Here is an 18180-nt window from a genome sequence, read left to right on the forward strand (position 1 = left end):
CAACGTCACCAGGCAGTACTACTTACTACAGGCGTCCACGTCGTGCCCGATACGTTCGGCGGGTGTCAGCATCGATCCACAGGTGTCCAATGACTGCGGAACTTCGTTACCCCGCGCTCGCTGGTATGCCGCGTTAGTCAGCGACTTTGACCGGGTTAGTCTGCCGATCGGGTAAGGGGCCGTTCCGCTGCCGCCGTCGCCAGGGCCACGCATTGCTGTGCAAGGACATCGGTTGGATCGACCAGGCTGACGCGTGCGCCAGTCGTGCCTACGAAACTCGCCTGCGGCAGTAAAAGCGGCAACTCGGTACATCCCAGTATGATGACTTCGACGTCTTCTTCAATGAGTCCGTCAATTGCAGCGGCGATATCGTCCAGGCATCGCCCGGTGGTGAATCCCGCTTTCACCCCTTCCTTGCCGTAGATCGCTTCCATCACGCGGGCCTGCAATTCCGCTTCAGGCACGATTTGCCGCAACCCCTCTGATTCGAGGGCTTTCTCGTAGACGCCGCTTGCGATCGTGCCCGAGGTTGCCAGCACGCCAACGGAGCGCAGCAGCGGAAACGTCTCCCTGAGATGGCGAACCGTAACTGTCAGCATATTGACGATCGGTATGCCCAGATACGGTTGAATGCGTTCAACAAATGCGTGAGCGGTGTTACACGGAATAGCGATGAGGTCCGCGTCGCCCGACTCGAGCTTCTTACAGGTCGCGTAAAGCGAAATAGTTGGGTCGGGCCCGTCACCTATCAGGTTTTCTGTGCGGTCGGGAATCTGGGGGTTCTGTTCAATCAGAAGCCTGATATGGTCCTGGTCCCGATTCGCCGGCGTGTTGCGCACGATCTTCTGCATGAAATCCACCGTAGCCGCGGGCCCAACTCCACCGACTACACCCACTTTGAAAAAGGATTCGGGCAAACCGTAATCGCCCGCTATCACGTACTGCGCATACGCGAGATTCGAATCGATCAGTGGCACTCGAAAAGGGCCCATTTCCTCAGCCACGAGCGCAATCTCGGTCAGGCCCGGCACAATGATATTTGCACCTTGCGCGATGAGGTCCTCGCACGCCTCGCGCAGAAGCGCAACGGGTCGGCCAGACAGGTTTCCACTCTTGACGCCGTTCTCGCCGTAGACGGCTTCGGTGATGAGATCGATGCCGTCACGTGGGCGGGGATGAATAACTTCAAACTCCGGCGCCGCGAAATACTTTTCAAATAGCCCTTTTCGACTGGTGTAGTCCGAGGTCAGCACGCCGATTCGCCGGGCAGCCGGAAATTTCCTTCGAACATGGCTGCGGACGGCTTCGACCATATCGACAATCTGCAAGGGCGAGTTCGCCTTGAGCTCATCGATAAACGTGTGGCTGAGAAAGCAGGGGAGTACGACGGTCGTCACGCCTCGCTTCTCGAAGCCGCTGATCATGTCGAAAATGTACAGTTTTCGCTGAGTCGTCGCCTCACTGCCTATAGCCGCGCTTCGGAAGGGATGCTGCTCAAAAATGACGTCGACGTGTTCTGCATCGCTCGACGCGGGCGTCGATTTGACCAGCTTGAAAAAGACGTCCGCGCTCGCCAGCGGACCCAGACCGCCCACCACGCCGAACTTTTTCCCGCTCAGCACCCTTGCGCTGTTCATTTCGTCTCGCCTCGCAATTGGCCCAAGGCAACGCTGTCCTCTTCGTCGATCCGCTTGACGACCCGCCTCGTCTCCCACTTCGCAATAACAGCCGTCGCGATACTGTTACCAATCACGTTCGTGGCGGTTCGCCCCATATCGAGAATCTGATCAATGGCGAGGATAAGCACCACGCCAGACGGGGGGAGGTGAAACATCGGGGCAACCGCAGCGACCACCACCACGGAACCTCTTGCGACGCCGGCCATGCCCTTGCTGCTCAACATAAGGACCAGCAACATCATGATTTGAGCGCTGAGCGGCATGTCGATGCCGAATGCTTGCGCGATAAAAATCGCGGCAAACGCCTGGTACATCATCGATCCGTCGAGATTGAACGCGTAGCCGAGCGGCAACGTAAAGCCGACGACCTTCTTGTCGATACCGAACTCTTCCAGCTTCTCGGTCAGACGCGGATAGGCGGCCTCACTGCTCGCGGTCGAAAAGGCGAGCATCGCAGGCTCCCGGACAGCTTTTAGCAACATCCAGATCGATTTACCCAGGAAGACATGACCGACGAGGATGAGGACAATCCACAGCAGCGCGAGACCGAGGTAGAAGCTGCCGACGAGCTTGCCATACGTGGTCAGCACATCCAGGCCGTGCACGGTAATCGCGGATGCAAGGGCGCCGAAAACACCAATGGGCGCGAGTCGCATCACATAGTCGGTCAGCTTCAGCATTGCAGGTACGAGCGCGTCTACGCAGGCGATCAGCGGTGCGACGCGCGGGTCCTTTCTGATGGCACTCAGTACGACGCCAAACAGGACAGAAAAGACGAGGATTTGCAGGATGTCGTTTCGAGCCATGGCATCGATGATGCTGGAAGGAAACGCATGCGTGACGAAGTCCTTGAAGTTCAGACCCGCGGTGTTGAGGCCGGTGGCAACATCGGAACTGGTCTGCGTCATATGCAAGCCGGCGCCGGGCTGCAGGGCATTCGCAAGGACGAGACCAAGCGCAAGCGAGAAAAGCGAGGCGCACACGAACCATCCCACCGACCTGAGCCCGATTCTGCGCACGTCGCTCGTCCCTTCCATTCCGGCGAGCCCGGACACCAGCGTGGCGAAGACTAGCGGCGCGATAATCATCTTCACAAGCCGCAAGAAGATATCGGTAATGATCGAGAAGTAGCCTGCGATTGCCTTCGCTTCTGCAGCATCGGCGACATTCCGATGGCACATGTAACCGACAATCACGCCGAGCGCCATGCCGACCAGAATATAGAAAGTAAGGCGGTTTTTCATTTCCATCAGTCCGAGAAAGGCGCACAAAGGTCTGACGTGACCCCCGTACGCTGGCAGGAGGCAAAAACGCCGTTAGCGGGGCGGCGTTTCTGTGTATGGACGGATGATAGAGATGATCAAAAAAGACGCGATGCGGGTCTTGCATAGGGATATGCGAAACTCGCATAAGGCGGGATAACCCCTAATCGACGGACTGCGATGCGGCGCGAAGGTGGCGCCAAAGCGTGTCCAAAAACTCATTGCGATTTGAGGCATCCCGGTAGACGCGAAGTTCGACTTCAAGAGTCCATGCCTCCCGGCCCGCTGGAACCAGAACACCCGCGTCGAGCTCGGCGACGATCGAGCTTTTGGGAAGCCATGCGACTCCTTCGCCTTCCAGCACCAGTTTCTTGAGAACCTCGGCCATGTCGGACTCGTAATGAGGCCGCAAAGCTGGCGTCGTGTCGACCCGACTCAAAAGGAGTGCGAGGCAGCGGCCGAAATAGCTGGTTTCTGTATACGAAATCAACGGCAATGGACGGGCCGCCGTTCCCGGCAACCGGAATATGGGCGCACCACGTGGGTTTGGCCGGCAGACAGGTATCAGTACATCGACGCCCACGGTGAGATGCTCGTACCTGATCGGATCGAGATGGAGGGGGAGTTCCGGGTGATGATATGCAAACATCAGTTCGCAGTTGCCGTTCACGAGCATCAGGATGGAGTCGTGGACATTGGTGGGTATCACCCGGGCACGTACCTCCCCGAAACGGCCAGTGAGCGCTTTCAGCCAGCCGGGCAGGAAACTTAGCGCGATCGTATGACCCGCTGCAATCTGCAAGCCTTTGCCCGCCATGCGTTGGTCAATACGAATGATGGCTCGCGTATCAAATAGCTTTCCCAGTATGTCTACCGCTGCCTCCCGAAACAGTTGTCCGGCAGGCGTCAGAGTTGGAGGGAAGCTGCTGCGATCAATGAGGTCCGCGCCAACCCACTGCTCAAGTGACTGAATGCGCCTGCTGAACCCCGACTGGGTGACATTCCGGAACTCCGCCGCCCGCGAGAAACTCTGATACTGCGAGAGAGCGATGAAGTCCTCAATCCACTTGATTTCCATGTCGGATCCATATGACGTGCAGCGATGGAGCGTGCCTCGAAGTGAGTGTGTGATTCTACGCTGGCCGATGTCTCGGACACGTCATGAAACGCGTCCGATTTCAATTCGATCCGCGCCGTCATGTATGTTCAGCGGCAACGCCGAGCGCGTAAGCGCCCTGCATCCCGGCGACTTCTCGATCGAGCCTGCAAGCGTGGCGGAGGGCTGGTAATTGTCAGGCCGCGCGAGGATCCGCTTGCCGTGTTCCCTATCACCAGGCAACAGTTCTACAGTCACTTGAAGCATGCCTGACCTCCATACAAAAATTCGCTTTAGAGACGCATATATCATTCGTGGCAGCAGTAGGCGAAAATTTCCAGGCTCGTTTTACTTAATCGTGTGCGGACCGCTGCTGTCGTCAGGTGCGATTTAGTGTCCAGCTTTTTGCCTATGCGACGGAGCATGGAAAAACCGGGCGCAGCAGCGCCCGATTGCCACTACAGCGACGGCACAACCCCGTCTTTTTCTACCAGAACCACGTGCGCCTCAAAGACACCATGCTGAGCCGGGGTCACGACCACAATCACCTTCTTGCCCGATGTGAGGTCGGCTCGCGTCGCCTGAGCAAAGGTCACGACCGGCACGTTTTCCGGCACCGTCACGGTATTACTGCCTCCCTTATAGGAGAGTTTGAGCTCGCGACCGCTGGCAGCTGTAACAAGACTGTCCACGTTGGCATTCGTCATCGTGCTGTTGGGGCCAAAATCATAGGCAAAATGTCCTTCCTGTGTGCCACGCGCTGCTTCCGGAAAGAGCAGCACTGACGTAGCAGTCAGCTTTCCGTCCGGACCCGAAATTGCCGGCGTCCCAACATACGATCCCACTTTGACGTCGGAGAGCTTGACCACCTTGAGGGCCGTTACCGCGACGTCAGGCTTGACTTCAATCGAAACGGTGCCACCGCCGCGGCGATGCACTTTCAGGACGTCGCCGCGAAGCGACACAATTTCGCCGCGGATACGTTCGGGCTTGACGTCGGACGTCTGCGCGAACGAGACGCAGGCCAATGTAAGGGTGGCGAGAAAAGCGCACAGTTTCTTGTGCATTGACATATGGATTCTCCAGATAGGCTGGGTGTCTTGAAGACAGTCAATCTTGCTTAGGACCCACCGAACCAGTTGCCGGCGAGTGCGGCGTCGAACTGGACTTGCTAAACGACTCGCTGCGCGATTCGTCGCATGGAGCGAATTAACCGAATTCGCTTCGAATCTGTCGGCGGGTTTCTGAACAACGGGCGCGCGCTGCTACTTTGCCTGCCGCGCTGCCGAGATGATTGCGGCAGCGACCTCTTGAGGTTTCGACAGCATCGGTACGTGACTCGCCTCCACATTGACGACCGTAGCGCCGATCTGTTTCGCCATCTTCATCTGGAATGCGGGACCGACTATATGGTCTTTCGTCGTGAGGACATACCAGGACGGCTTGTCGTGCCATGCTGCGTGACCGATATTTTCGGTGAGACAGCCTGAAAACCACGGCTCTTGTGTCGCAGCGAGCAGACGCGCTTGCGCCCGCGAAACATCGGGCGCGAAATCTTCCGCGATCGCCTTATCGGACAGCGTCAGGAAACCCGCAGCGTCCTTATGAATTTCGGCTGCCCATGACGGTGCCGGCAGGTCTTTTTGAATGTCGTTAGCCGATTGTCCGTTGTCGGGAGCAAATGCTGCGACATATACGAGTGCCTTGACCTTGTCGTCGTTGCCCGCCTGCGTGATGACAGAGCCCGCCCACGAATGGCCGACCAGCACCACTGGACCATTTTGCCGCCCGATCGCGCGGGTTGTGGCCGAAACGTCGTCGCCGAGAGACGTCAGGGGGTTTTGCACAGCCGTCACATGCAGGCCCTTTGCTTCGAGGAGAGGAATCACCTTGTCCCAGCTCGATCCGTCCGAGAAGGCGCCATGTACCAGAACGACGTTCTTGCCTGCGAGGTCCGGGTCGGACGCGGCCTGCGCAGTGGCGGTGGATAACAGACAACCGGCGACGGCCAGCGACAACGACCATTTCTTTATCAGCGTGTTCAAAGCAGTACCTCGTTAAAAAAGGCAGGAATGGAAGCGGCGATATCGCACACACGCGTCGTCAGTTTCCGCGCGGGCTAGATCTGCGCCGTGGATACGGTAAGGAGTCCAATTAATAATGTTGAAAGAGCGAACCTTGTGCTCGATCCGTATTGCGAGAAGCGCTTCAAATAGTGGAGCAGCAGGTCGCGAAGGGCAACGTGATTCGCTATAACCACTGCGCAAAACAGTTCATACACCACGTAACGAATGTCGGCGGAGTAAGCCGTGGCGCTATGCTTTAGTAGCTCGGGATAATTCAGCTACCGACCCGAAACGGAAGCTGCCCCCACCAGCGCCACTGCCCGTTCGCGCGCCGCCTGTCTCGCCGCGTGATCGACTTCGGGGCCAAAGAGCGTTTTCTCCACGACAATCGATTCGACGTCGGTGACGCCGACAAATCGCAGCCACGCTTCCATATAGGGCCGCTGAAAATCGAACGAATGGGCGGGCGTGCCCGACTGCATTGAATAGTCGAGGCCTCTCGCATAAATCACCACTGCTTTCTTGTCTTCCAGCAAGCCCCGGGACCCACGCTCATCGAATGAGAAGAGGATGTTTCGCTGCGACACGACGTCGATGAAATGCTTGAGCTTGTACGGAATGGAAAAATTCCACAGCGGCACGGAGAGCAGCAACGTATCCGCGTCGTGCAGCCGCTGCGCGAGGTGCCGGATGCCCGCCCACGCCTGCTGCTGGGCAACGCTTAGCGGCGTGCCGCTCAGGTCCGCGTATTTGGCATCGAGCGCGTCGCCGTCGAATTCCGGCAACTCGATCGCCCACAGGTCGAGCACGTCGATCGGATGATCCGGATGAGCGTCTCGCCAGGCCTCCAGATAGGCACGTGCAACGTCGAGCGACGCAGACCGCGTCTTGCGTGGCGACGATTCGATATGCAATAAGGTCGGCATGGGACTACTCCAGGTAGGTTGACTGCCGCCATCAGAACATATTTCAATTCAAAATATAAACGAAGTATCATCGCCCTATTCAGTTGCATTCGCACTGTATTGGCAAGGACTATCCCATGTTCGATACCGTTCTGCTCCGCTCTTTCGTGGCCGTCGTCCAGGAAGGAGGCTTCACACACGCCGCGGCCCGTCTCAATCTGACGCAGTCCGCGGTTAGTGCGCATCTCCGGCGTCTGGAGAAGCAGACCGGCCGCGACCTCCTCGCGCGCACCACGCGCTCGGTCACGCTCACGGCGGACGGCGAACTGCTGCTGGGTTACGCGCGCGCCATCCTCGCGCTCAATCATGATGCGCAGGCGCAGCTGTTTCGCGGGCCCAGCGAGGGCGCGATCCGTCTCGGCCTCTCAGAAGACCTCGCCAACGTCAGGCTGATGAATGTCATGCAGGCATTCGCGGTACGCTACCCACGCATCGCGTTCAGTATCAGGGTCGGCATACCGGCCCAACTGCTGCAGGCGATGGACCAGGGCGAATTCGACGTGGTGATCGGCGGACGCTGCCAGGATGCCCGCCCAGGACGCGTGCTGTGGAGCGAGCCGCTCGTGTGGGCCGGCGCGACGTGGGCCTCGCCTGCGCCTGGCGTGCCGGTGCCGCTAGCGCTGCTTCCAGAACCTTGCCCGTATCGCGAGGCCGCGCTGGCCGCGCTCGCTCGCGCCGGCCGCGATTACCGGGTCGTGCTGGTATGCCCCAGCGGCGCAGGCCTGTGTGCCGCCGCGCAGGCCGGCTTTGCGGTGACGCCGATCGCGCATACACAGCTCGCGCACGGCTTGCATGCGGTCGCGCCGGATGTCGGCCTGCCTGCGTTGCCCGATGTCGAGTTCACGATGTTCACAGCGCCGGGCGCATCGGCAGGCGTCGCCGACGAACTGGGCAACGCGATCGTGCTGGCATTCGCGCATAAAGGATGACGCCGGGTGAGCGCAAGGCGGGCTGCCAAAGATAAGGAATCAAGACCTCGCTCGACCCACGCTGGCCCATGAATTATCGAGCCGCGATCCGATTTGTTCCGCTCGCGCAAAATTGTTTGTCCATGGTGGGTGTTTGCCCGGAGCATCAATACGCCTAGATTGGGTACCTGGCGGAGCTGCCGGCCCGGTCGGCAAGAGAGCCGAATCCAATATTCGAGGTTTTCCATGGGCACGTCCCAAAAGGTCGTAGTCTTTACGGGTGCGTGAGGCGCCGTTCGTGACAGGCGAAATCCTGCACGTCGACGGCGGCCAGAGCGCCGGGCACTAAAGCATCACCGGGGCGCCGCTGGTTGCGCCCGTTATCTGATACATCGATAAGGAGCTGACAATGTCGATCGAAAACGTTCTCTACCGCGCTCATGCCGAGGCTACCGGAGGCCGGGAAGGCCGCGCCGTGGCGCCGGAAGGCGGACTGGACCTGAAGCTGACGAGGCCGAAGGGATTGGGTGGCAAGGGCGAGAAAGGCACCAACCCCGAAGAGCTTTTTGCTGCCGGTTACAGCGCGTGCTTTATCGGTGCAATGCAATTCGTTGCCGCGCGCGACAAAATCGCTATCCCGGCTGATGTGTCGGTCAACGGAACCGTGGGCATCGGCGCCATTCCCAATGGCTTCGGCGTCGAAGTCGAGTTGAAGATATCGCTGCCGGGCATGGGACGCGAAGCGGCTCAGGACCTCATCAACAAGGCCCATGTTGTGTGCCCTTATTCGAACGCAACGCGGAACAACATAGACGTGACACTTACGCTCGTCTAAGCTGAAATCCTGTTCGATCAGCTGCTGGTCGCCGTTGTGATTGGCGAGTCGCAGGACCGTTCCATTCACGCGTCGATCTCGCCGCACCGTTACGTGCGCTGTGTGCGTACAACGTTTCGGCCGGCAGGAACCTGCGGCCGCAAATTTGAACGGCCACTGTCGCCCGTATCGTGATGGTCACGCGGACAACACCCACTGAAGGCAAAGCATTCCGCTTGCTGGACATTACGGCCGCTTGTACGCAGTGATCGTCCCGCACGCACGCACATCGTTTCATAACAGGCCGCTTCCCATGACTATTACTCTGCACACCTGGAACACGCCCAACGGCCGCAAGATCAGCGTCGCGCTCGAAGAAATGGAATTGCCGTATACCGTCAAGACGGTGGACATCACGAAGGGCGAGCAACACAAGCCGGATTTCCTGCGCATTAGCCCGAACAACCGGATCCCGGCGATCGTCGATTCCGATGGACCCGGCGCTCAACCGATCAATGTCTTCGAATCGGGCGCGATCCTGCTTTATCTCGGCGAAAAGACAGGCAAGTTCTTGCCCGCAAGCTTGCGCGAGCGCGTGCCGGTACTTGAATGGCTGATGTGGCAAATGGGCGGCTTCGGTCCAATGCCTGGCCAGGTGCATCACTTTCGGATGATTGAGTCGGAGGCCGACCGGCGTTACGGACTCAAGCGCTACTCGGAGGAAACGCGCCGACTCTATGGCGTGCTGGACCGGCGGCTCGCCGAGGTTGAATTCGTCGCCGATAGCATATCCGTGGCGGATTTCGCGATTCTCGGCTGGGCGTGGCGACACGAGCGCCATCAGGTCTCGCTTGACGACTTCCCGAATGTCAAACGTTGGTACGAGGCCTTGTTCGCGCGTCCCGGTGTGCAGCGCGGTTTTGCAATCAAGCTGGACGAAGCGGGGTAAAAAAAGACGACCGCAAGCGGCCTCAATTCGCGCTATGCGCGTGCGAAGACCACAGCAGTCGATTGATGCACCTCTACAGTCAACCGCGCGCCATAAAAGGTACGGCTCGCCGCCGGGAAACGCGACACGAACCGCCTGTCACGTGCGAAAACCGTAACAGGCGTTCCTGCTGCATTCCATCACTTCCGCTCGATCACCACTTCAAGATATTCGCTCGGCAGCACCAGCGTGTCATCGCCCGAACGGTTTCGGCTCGCGATCAGCGTCATCAGGTCCTGATTGAACGCCGCCTGCTTCTCTGCGTCGAGCGCGGCAAATGCCTTGTTCATCGGACCGTACCAGGTCCGGAACACGTCGATCCAGTGCGCCGGCGAGCGATAGCGGAACACGAACGCGCGATCGGTCGTATGGATCTTCAGCGCTGTCGCGCCGAACAGTTCGCCCAGCTGCGCCGACGTGCCCCACAGTGCTGGTGACTTGACGCCCGGTGCAGGCGGAATGTACTTGCCGATCGTCTTGAACACCTGCCCGATGAAACTCTCGGGCGTCCAGTTCGCGAGGCCGATCTTCCCCCCGGGTTTGCAGACGCGCGCGAGTTCGCTCGCGGCTTTGGCCTGATCCGGCGTGAACATCACACCGAACGTCGACATCACCACATCGAACGATGCATCAGCGAACGGCAGGTTTTCCGCGTCCGCTTCCTGGAAGTGGATGGCGTGACCTTCGGCCAGCGCGCGCGCCTTGCCTGATTCGAGCAGGGACGGCACATAGTCGGTCGACGTAACGTCGCACCAGCGACGCGCCGCCGCCAGCGACGCATTGCCGTTGCCGGCCGCGACATCGAGCACGCGCGCGCCGGAACGCAGGTCGAGCGCCTCGCACAGGTTTTCGCCGACGATCTGCAACGTCGTGCCGACAACCTCATAGTTACCCGTCGACCACGCGATCTGCTGACGGGTTTTGACCGCGGCAAGATCGATCGCGGGCGAAGGGGTAGAAGCCGGGGGTGGTGATACTTCTGAGGGCATAGTTGAACTCCAGTTAAGGCACACACAACGCACACACAGGCCAACATGCGAAAGAACGAAACGCAGGACCGCGTTATTCCACGACGACAACGCCCGAGCCGCCCATTTCTTTCGGGAGGTCCTTCATCTTGGGCAAGCTGTCCTTCATCGGCAGCCTGGTTTCCTGGTAGTGAACGTGAACGCCGGCGGCGTATGGGAAGTCGGGAATGGATGCAGCGTAGACGTCGGTGAGTCCCATGCCGGGATGCTCGGTGAAAATGTGTCCGCCGCATGTTCTGCACCACTTGCGAAAGCTGTGCGGTGTTTTGTTGTAAGTGCCGATATTGTCAGCGCCGCGCGTGACGTGCACTGCTTCCGGTTTCCATAGCGTGAACGCGTTCACCGGGCCTGCTGACCAGCTTCGGCACGACTCACAGTGGCAATAACCCATTCCCTCGGGTTCACCGCTGACCGTGAATTGCACAGCGCCGCAAAAACAGCTGCCTGCGTAGGATGTTCCGTTGCTCATATAGCGTCTCCTTGGTGATATGTACACGCCCCGCCGGATTAAGGTCACGACCGCTGCTTTCGTCGCGTGGCGCGTTGTTGTGCGCCAGGGTGGATGCTAGTATCGGCGCGTTGGTCGCATCGATAAACGATCAGGCGTCCAGATTTCTTGAGCGGAACGCCGGAATTGACGAATTGCCGGACACTTTCATGGATGCCGTTTCTGACGTGCTTCGTGTTGTGCGCCTGAGCGGCGCGGTTTTTCTCAACGCGGAATTCTCTGCGCCGTGGAGCCTGATCGGCCGCACGGATACGGCGCTTTGCTCGTCGTATCTGCCCGTCTCCGAGCGCATCGTTTCATATCATCTGATCACAGAGGGCAACTGCTGGGCGCAGCTGCCGAACGCGCCCGAGTCGGCCATTCATCTCAGCGCGGGCGAACTGCTCGTCGTGCCACAAGGCGAAACACACGTAATGGGCAGCGCGCTCGATCTCGATCCGGTGCCCGCCGCCGCGCTGCTGGCGGGTCAGCTGGATGCGATCCCCGGCCAGGTGATGAAGCTGTCTCATGGCGGCGGCGGAGCGCGCACGCAGGTGGTCTGCGGCTTTCTCGCCTGCGACGACGTGCTGAGCAATCCGTTGCTGTCGTCGCTGCCGCGCATCTTCAAGATCGATATGCGCGGCGATCCGCACTGTGCGTGGCTCGAATCGTCAGTCAAATTCGCCGCGACCGAAGCGTCCGAGTTACGGGCTGGCAGCACGATCATCCTCGCGCGGCTCTCGGAACTGCTCTTTGTCGAAGCCGTGCGCCGCTGCATCGATGCGCTGCCGGAGAACCAGAAAGGCTGGCTTGCGGGCGTGCGCGATCGCTTCGTCGGGCGCGCGCTTTCGATGCTGCATGCGCAGCCCGCGTACGCATGGACTGTGGAGGAACTCGCGCGCAAGGTCGGTCTGTCGCGCTCGGCGCTGGCGCAACGATTCAGCGATCTGATGGGCCAGCCGCCGATGCAGTATCTCGCGCGCTGGCGCCTGCAGATCGCGGCGCAACAAATGCTGGCTGGCGGCACATCGCTGGCCGTGGTCGCGGAGCAGATCGGCTACGATTCGGAGGCGGCGTTCAACCGCGCATTCAGGCGCGAATTTGGCGTGCCGCCTGCGACCTGGCGAAAAAGCCATAAGGATCGGACTGTCGCGAACGTGGCAGAAGACGCTGCGTGAAATCCCCGCAGCGACCCACGCGCCATACGCCATTTCGAGCCCGGTGATAACATCGAACGCCTGCGTCTCCCGCGATGCAGCAACCTGCGTACGATGCACACGAGGACCCGATGCCGCCGACAGGTGACATGTCACAACACACAAAGACCGTAAGACCGCTGGTGATCGCAGCGGTGATGGCATCGATGGCGATGGTCGCAATCGAGGCCACCATTGTCTCAACCGTGATGCCGCAGATCGTCACCGAACTCGGCGGACTGCATCTGTATAGCTGGGTCTTCTCGTCGTTCCTGCTCGCGCAAACGGCGATGACCGTCGTGTTCGGCAAGCTCGCCGACCTGTACGGACGCAAGCCCGTCATGCTGATCGGCATTGCCATTTTTCTGGTGGGCTCGGTGCTCGCCGGCTTCGCCTGGTCGATGCCCGCGATGATCGCCTTCCGCCTGATTCAGGGTATCGGCGCCGGGGCCATGCAGCCGGTCGCGCTGACGATCGTCGGCGACCTTTATCCGGCGCGCGAGCGCGGCAAGATCCAGGGTTATCTCGCGAGTGTCTGGGCCATTTCGGCGGTGGTCGGCCCCATGCTCGGCGGTCTGATCATTCACGATCTGTCGTGGGCGTGGATTTTCTGGATCAACGTACCGATCGGCATCATTTCGGCAATCGGCTTTATCCGCTATCTGCACGAACACGAACGGCACGGACAGCCTTCGATCGATATCGCGGGCGCCGCGCTGTTCACGGTCGCCATCGCGGCGCTCATGATGGCGCTGACCGATTTCGGCACGTCGGACTATGAACGCGCTGCGCTGGAACTGGCAGTGTTTGTCGTGAGCGGGATGCTCTTCGTCGCACAGGAGCGGCGCGCCGCCGATCCGATGATTTCGTTTGCACTGTGGAGCCATCGGCCGATCGCCGCGTGCAACGCGGCCACCGTGCTGTCGGGCATGGCGTTGATGGGACTGACCACGTTTCTGCCGATGTACGTGCAGGGCGTGCTGCACCGCTCGCCGGTGATCGCCGGGCTCGCGTTGACAATGATGATGGTCGGCTGGCCGACCGGCGCCACCCTCGCCGCGCGCACGTTTCACCGGATCGGACTGCGCCGGACGCTCATCGCCGGCAGCGTGTTTCTGCCGCTTGGCGCCGTGTTCTTCGCGACGCTGACGCCCGACAGCACGCCGGTCTTCGCAGGCCTCGGTTCGCTGGTCATGGGCTTCGGGATGGGCGTCGTCAGCGTGAGCTGTCTGATGCTGATTCAGGAAATTGTGAAGCCATCGGAGCGCGGCAGCGCGACTGCGTCGAATCTCTTCTCGCGCAATCTGGGCAGCACGCTGGGCGCCGCGATGTTCGGCGCAGTGCTCAACTACGGGCTGAGCCACACGAAGGGCATGGCCGCGGTTACGTCCGACCAGTTGCGTCAACTGCTCGACTCAGCCGCCGACAACCTGCACGACAACGCCGTGCGACTGGCGCTGCACCAGTCGCTGCATCTCACGTTTGCGTCGATTCTCGTGATTTCGCTGGGCGTGGTGCTTTCGGTGATGATCGTGCCCGCGATCAAACTCAGGGCGGTCGGTGAAGCATCGACAGGCTGAAGCCGTTCCCGTTCCCGCCCGTCAGGAGGGCGGAAACGGTTGCTTCAGCAACGCGATCACGACGCCGCGCGCAGCGGCAATCGCCGCTGCCTCACTCTCGAAGATCGCGTTTTCCATGACCTGCTGCAGCGGCAGCACATCGACCGGCGCGTCGGCGGTGTCGTCCGTTGTGCTGATCGCAGCGAACGCAGCCCAGCCGCCGTTGTGAATGAACTGCCTCGCCGATAGCTCGAACTGATATCGTCCAAGCGTCTCTACTCGCATCGAATTTCTCCTGACAGAGCCGGCGGATGAAATGCCGGCACTTTATGCGCCCGCCGGCGCCTGCGCTTCCAGCTCAGCAAGACGTTTGCGCAGGTTGCGCTCTTCCTGAAAGCGACTGGTTTCGTCGCGAATGACCGCGACGATGCCGGTCAACGCCTTTTCCGGCGAATACAACAGCGCGACCGTAAACGCGATCGACAGCGCGCGGCCGTCCTTATGAACGGCCGGCACGCGCAGCACATCGTTGCCATAGCGCGTCTGTCCGGTGGACATGGTCTTGTGATAACCGTCCCAATGACGTCCACGCAGACGCTCGGGAATGATGACGTCGAGCGACTTGCCCAACGCTTCCTCTTCGGTGAAGCCGAACATGCGTTCAGCTGCGGGGTTCCACAGCGTGATGTTGCCGTCCCCGCCCGAGATAACGACCGCGTCGCCGATCGCCGTGACCAGTTGCTGATAATCGATGGCTGTTTGCATGGTTCGAGCGAATCTCCAGAAATAGCTGCCGTTTGTGATCCGGCTATTCATGTTGAAGTGAAAACAGCGCCCGCTCGGGGCGCTGTTTCAGCGACGCTCCACGACCTGATAACCGGAGACGTCAGATGCGACCCACCCGCGCGATCAGACCACTTTCGATTCGCGCAGATTGTCGATCTGGTTGCGGTTGTAGCCGAGGCTTGCCAGCACTTCTTCCGTATGTTCGCCCAGCAGCGGCGACGCGGTGATTTCCGGCTTCAGGTCCGAGAACTTGATCGGGCTGCCCACCGTCAGGTAAGTGCCGCGCTCCTTGTGCTCGACTTCGGCAATCGTGCCGCTCGCGCGCAGTGACGGATCGTTGGCGAGTTCCTTCATCGACAGAACCGGCGAGCACGGAATATCGAACTTGCGCAGGATGTCGACGGCTTCGTACTTGGTCTTGTCGGCGAGCCACTCCTCGATTGTCTTGAAGATCTCGAAGATGTGCGGCTGACGCGCTTCGGCCGTTTTGTAGGCCGGATCCTCGATCCATTCCGGCTTGCCGAGTGCACGGCAGATCGGCTCCCACGCGTGACCTTGCACCGTGAAATAGATGTACGCGTTCGGATCCGTTTCCCAGCCCTTGCACTTCAGCACCCAGCCCGGTTGACCGCCGCCGCCCGCGTTACCACCGCGCGGCACGACGTCGCTGAACTCGCCATGCGGATACTGCGGATATTCCTCAAGATAGCCGATTCGATCGAGGCGCTGCTGGTCGCGCAGCTTCACGCGGCACAGGTTCAGCACGCTGTCCTGCATCGACACCGCGACCTTCTGCCCCTTGCCGGTCTTGTCGCGGCCGATCAACGCGGTCAGGATGCCGATCGCGAGATGCATGCCGGTGTTGCTGTCGCCAAGCGCAGCTGCACTGACCGTCGGCGGACCATCCCAGAAGCCGGTGGTCGACGCCGCGCCGCCCGCACATTGCGCGACGTTTTCGTAGACCTTCAGGTCATCGTAGTGGTGGCCGTCGCTGAAACCCTTCACCGAAGCGACGATCATCTTCGGGTTCAGTTCGTTCAGACGTTCCCACGAAAAGCCCATCCGGTCGAGTGCGCCCGGGCCGAAGTTTTCGACGAGCACGTCCGATTCGCGGATCAGCTTCTCGAGCACTTCCTTGCCTTCCGGCTTCTTGGTGTCGAGCGTCAGCGAACGCTTGTTGCTGTTCAGCATCGTGAAGTAGAGCGCGTCGACGCCCGGAATGTCGCGCAACTGGCTACGCGTGACGTCGCCGGACCCGGGACGTTCGACCTTGATCACGTCGGCGCCGAACCATGCCAGCATCTGCGTGCATGCAGGACCGGCCTGCACGTGAGTAAAGTCAATGATCTTGATGCCATCGAGGGGTTTGCTCACTTTGGTATCTCCGTAAATTAGCCAGTTATTTCTTCATTGCCGCGCTTTGCGGATTCAGATTCGTCAGACGGCCGCTTTCGGTGCCAGCGGCCTCGTCGATCACTGCGTTGATGAGCGTCGGCTTGCCCGATGCGATCGCTCCGAGCAGCGCCTTCGTCAGTTCCTCGGGTGTCGTCGCGTTGTGGCCGATGCCACCGAATGCTTCGATCATCTTGTCGTAGCGCGCACCCTTCACGAACACGGTCGGCGCAACGTCCTTGCCGCCAGTCGGGTTCACATCCGTGCCGCGATAGACGCCGTTGTTGTTGAACACAATCGTGCAGACCGGCAGGTCATAGCGGCAGATGGTTTCGAGTTCCATGCCGCTAAAGCCGAATGCGCTGTCACCTTCGATCGCGACGACCTGCTTGCCGCTCGTCACCGCCGCGCCGATCGCGAAGCCCATGCCGATGCCCATGATTCCCCACGTGCCCGAGTCGAAGCGCTTGCGCGGTTCATACATGTCGATAATGCTGCGGGCGTAGTCGAGCGTATTGGCGCCTTCGTTGACGACGTTGATGTCGGGACGCGTCTTCAGTACGTCGCGGATCGCGCGCAGTGCGCTGTGGAAATTCATCGGCGACGGATTCTTGGCGAGCGTCGCGGCCATCTTCGCGAGGTTCGTGCTCTTGCGCTCGGTGATCGCGCCCGTCCATTCGATGCTGGGCTTCGTGAAGCTCGAATCGATGCCGGCTACGAGCGCCGACACGCACGACCCGATATCGCCGATGACGGGCGCGGCGATCGCCACGTTGCTGTCGATTTCCGTCGGCGAGATGTCGATCTGGACGAACTGCTTTGGCGCGCCCCAGGTCTTGCCCTTGCCGTGCGACAGCAGCCAGTTCAGACGCGCACCGATCAGCACGACGACGTCCGCTTCGGCCAGCACGAACGAGCGCGCCGCCGATGCCGACTGCTCATGCGTATCCGGCAGCAAGCCCTTCGCCATCGACATCGGCAGATACGGAATGCCGGTCTTCTCGACGAAGGCGCGGATTTCCGCGTCGGCCTGCGCGTAGGCCGCGCCCTTGCCGAGCAGGATCAGCGGACGCTTCGCGCCCTTCAGCAGATCGAGCGCGCGCTTGACCGATTCAGGCGCGGGCAGTTGACGCGGCGCCGCGTCGATGACGCGCACCAGCGACTTCTTCGCTTTCACGGCGTCCATCGTCTGGGCCAGCAGCTTCGCCGGCAAGTCGAGATACACGCCGCCGGGACGACCGGACACCGCTGCGCGAATCGCACGGGCGACGCCGATGCCGATGTCTTCAGCGTGCAGCACGCGATACGCCGCTTTCGCGTAGGGTTTCGCTGCATTCAGCTGATCCATCTCTTCGTAATCGCCCTGCTGCAAATCGACGATCTCGCGCTCGCTGGAGCCGCTGATGAGGATCATCGGGAAGCAGTTCGTGGTGGCGTTCGCGAGCGCCGTGAGGCCGTTGAGGAAGCCGGGTGCGGACACCGTCAGGCAGATGCCCGGCTTCTTCGTCATATAGCCGGCGATAGCCGCCGCGTTGCCCGCGTGCTGCTCATGGCGAAAGCCGATGAAGCGCATGCCCTCGGCTTGCGCAAGGCGAGCGAGGTCGGTGATAGGAATGCCGACCAGACCGAAGATCGTGTCGATGTCGTTTGCCTTCAGGGCATCGATGACGAGGTGAAAGCCGTCAGTCGTTTGCTGCGCAACTTCTGCAGGGGCGGTCTGCGATTCAATGGTCCCAACTACTTCTGCCATGACGTCTCCTCCTTGGCGGGGCGTGTGTGTTGTCTCGTGATATACAATATTCCAAACACAATATTAGTCAAGCGGGTTTTGCCCGATGGTTGTCTGTGCTGCTCTGCAGCGTGGCTGAGGTGGGTGGTTTTGCTCACTTTCCGCGAAAGTGCTGCGGCGGTGCGTCAATGTTGCGTGGCGGATGAAGCACGATCGGCAAGCGAC

The 18180-nt window shown here is 60.4% G+C and carries 18 protein-coding genes and 1 pseudogene; 6 read left to right on the forward strand and 13 right to left on the reverse strand.

All coding sequences use genetic code 11. From position 1 onward, the window contains the following. Positions 1 to 155 precede the first annotated feature (155 nt). The 7 genes from P3T16_RS24365 to P3T16_RS24395 form a co-directional block, all read right to left on the reverse strand. Positions 156 to 1637 (reverse strand): aspartate/glutamate racemase family protein, encoded by a 1482-nt coding sequence (locus P3T16_RS24365; RefSeq protein WP_429344234.1) that lies wholly within the window; start codon positions 1635 to 1637, stop codon positions 156 to 158. Then, a complete protein-coding gene (locus P3T16_RS24370; protein ID WP_429344235.1) occupies positions 1634 to 2923 on the reverse strand; it encodes a dicarboxylate/amino acid:cation symporter in 1290 nt (429 codons plus the stop codon). The genes P3T16_RS24365 and P3T16_RS24370 overlap by 4 nt, the downstream gene beginning before the upstream one ends. Before the next feature lie 181 nt (positions 2924 to 3104). Then, the gene (locus P3T16_RS24375) at positions 3105 to 4019 is read right to left on the reverse strand and encodes a LysR substrate-binding domain-containing protein (RefSeq protein WP_429344236.1); all 915 of its coding nucleotides are present in this window, start codon (positions 4017 to 4019) and stop codon (positions 3105 to 3107) included. A gap of 81 nt (positions 4020 to 4100) precedes the next feature. Beyond that, a complete protein-coding gene (locus P3T16_RS24380) occupies positions 4101 to 4304 on the reverse strand; it encodes a hypothetical protein (RefSeq protein WP_429344237.1) in 204 nt (67 codons plus the stop codon). 191 nt (positions 4305 to 4495) lie between these two features. Further along, complete coding sequence (locus P3T16_RS24385; RefSeq protein ID WP_429344238.1) at positions 4496 to 5110, reverse strand: hypothetical protein; 615 nt, start codon at positions 5108 to 5110, stop codon at positions 4496 to 4498. Between the two features lie 192 nt (positions 5111 to 5302). After that, entirely contained in the window at positions 5303 to 6082 is a 780-nt protein-coding gene (locus tag P3T16_RS24390; RefSeq protein WP_429256156.1) for an alpha/beta fold hydrolase, read from the reverse strand. Between the two features lie 299 nt (positions 6083 to 6381). Next, positions 6382 to 7029, reverse strand: coding sequence for an FMN-dependent NADH-azoreductase (locus tag P3T16_RS24395; RefSeq protein ID WP_429344239.1), 648 nt, complete (start codon positions 7027 to 7029; stop codon positions 6382 to 6384). A gap of 116 nt (positions 7030 to 7145) precedes the next feature. On the opposite strand from P3T16_RS24395, the gene P3T16_RS24400 reads away from it, so the two are divergent. The 4 genes and pseudogenes from P3T16_RS24400 (at position 7146) to P3T16_RS24415 (ending at position 9739) form a co-directional block, all read left to right on the forward strand. Continuing rightward, the gene (locus tag P3T16_RS24400) at positions 7146 to 7997 is read left to right on the forward strand and encodes a LysR substrate-binding domain-containing protein (RefSeq protein ID WP_429344240.1); all 852 of its coding nucleotides are present in this window, start codon (positions 7146 to 7148) and stop codon (positions 7995 to 7997) included. Positions 7998 to 8250: 253 nt separating this feature from the next. Next, positions 8251 to 8325, forward strand: a pseudogene (locus tag P3T16_RS24405) (3-oxoacyl-ACP reductase); the annotation flags it as partial. 60 nt (positions 8326 to 8385) lie between these two features. Further along, positions 8386 to 8811: an organic hydroperoxide resistance protein gene (locus P3T16_RS24410; protein ID WP_429256159.1), complete on the forward strand. Its 426-nt coding sequence runs from the start codon at positions 8386 to 8388 to the stop codon at positions 8809 to 8811. Positions 8812 to 9103: 292 nt separating this feature from the next. Next, positions 9104 to 9739 (forward strand): glutathione S-transferase family protein, encoded by a 636-nt coding sequence (locus tag P3T16_RS24415; protein ID WP_429344241.1) that lies wholly within the window; start codon positions 9104 to 9106, stop codon positions 9737 to 9739. Positions 9740 to 9918: 179 nt separating this feature from the next. Here the strand turns inward: P3T16_RS24415 and P3T16_RS24420 are convergent, their stop codons facing one another. Together P3T16_RS24420 and P3T16_RS24425 are read right to left on the reverse strand one after the other, a co-directional pair. Then, on the reverse strand, positions 9919 to 10767 hold the full coding sequence (locus tag P3T16_RS24420; protein ID WP_429344242.1) for a methyltransferase domain-containing protein: 849 nt from the start codon (positions 10765 to 10767) through the stop codon (positions 9919 to 9921). 73 nt (positions 10768 to 10840) lie between these two features. Further along, positions 10841 to 11275, reverse strand: coding sequence for a GFA family protein (locus tag P3T16_RS24425; protein ID WP_429256162.1), 435 nt, complete (start codon positions 11273 to 11275; stop codon positions 10841 to 10843). A 188-nt stretch (positions 11276 to 11463) separates the two neighbouring features. Between P3T16_RS24425 and P3T16_RS24430 the strand changes: the two genes are divergently transcribed. Continuing rightward, positions 11464 to 12471: an AraC family transcriptional regulator gene (locus tag P3T16_RS24430; RefSeq protein ID WP_429344243.1), complete on the forward strand. Its 1008-nt coding sequence runs from the start codon at positions 11464 to 11466 to the stop codon at positions 12469 to 12471. A 128-nt stretch (positions 12472 to 12599) separates the two neighbouring features. Beyond that, the gene (locus tag P3T16_RS24435; RefSeq protein WP_429344244.1) at positions 12600 to 14069 is read left to right on the forward strand and encodes an MDR family MFS transporter; all 1470 of its coding nucleotides are present in this window, start codon (positions 12600 to 12602) and stop codon (positions 14067 to 14069) included. A 21-nt stretch (positions 14070 to 14090) separates the two neighbouring features. Here the strand turns inward: P3T16_RS24435 and P3T16_RS24440 are convergent, their stop codons facing one another. From P3T16_RS24440 to oxc, 4 genes are all read right to left on the reverse strand, one after another. Continuing rightward, positions 14091 to 14333 carry a hypothetical protein gene (locus P3T16_RS24440; RefSeq protein WP_429256165.1) on the reverse strand — a complete coding sequence of 81 codons (243 nt, stop codon included), beginning with the start codon at positions 14331 to 14333 and terminating at the stop codon, positions 14091 to 14093. Between the two features lie 42 nt (positions 14334 to 14375). Beyond that, complete coding sequence (locus P3T16_RS24445; protein ID WP_429344245.1) at positions 14376 to 14813, reverse strand: PAS domain-containing protein; 438 nt, start codon at positions 14811 to 14813, stop codon at positions 14376 to 14378. Positions 14814 to 14957: 144 nt separating this feature from the next. Then, positions 14958 to 16208 carry a formyl-CoA transferase gene (gene frc, locus P3T16_RS24450; RefSeq protein WP_429344246.1) on the reverse strand — a complete coding sequence of 417 codons (1251 nt, stop codon included), beginning with the start codon at positions 16206 to 16208 and terminating at the stop codon, positions 14958 to 14960. 25 nt (positions 16209 to 16233) lie between these two features. After that, a complete protein-coding gene (gene oxc, locus P3T16_RS24455; RefSeq protein ID WP_429344247.1) occupies positions 16234 to 17976 on the reverse strand; it encodes an oxalyl-CoA decarboxylase in 1743 nt (580 codons plus the stop codon). Positions 17977 to 18180 lie beyond the last annotated feature (204 nt).

Origin of the sequence: Paraburkholderia sp. GAS42, assembly GCF_050436565.1 — a bacterium.
Taxonomy (GTDB): Bacteria; Pseudomonadota; Gammaproteobacteria; order Burkholderiales; family Burkholderiaceae; genus Paraburkholderia.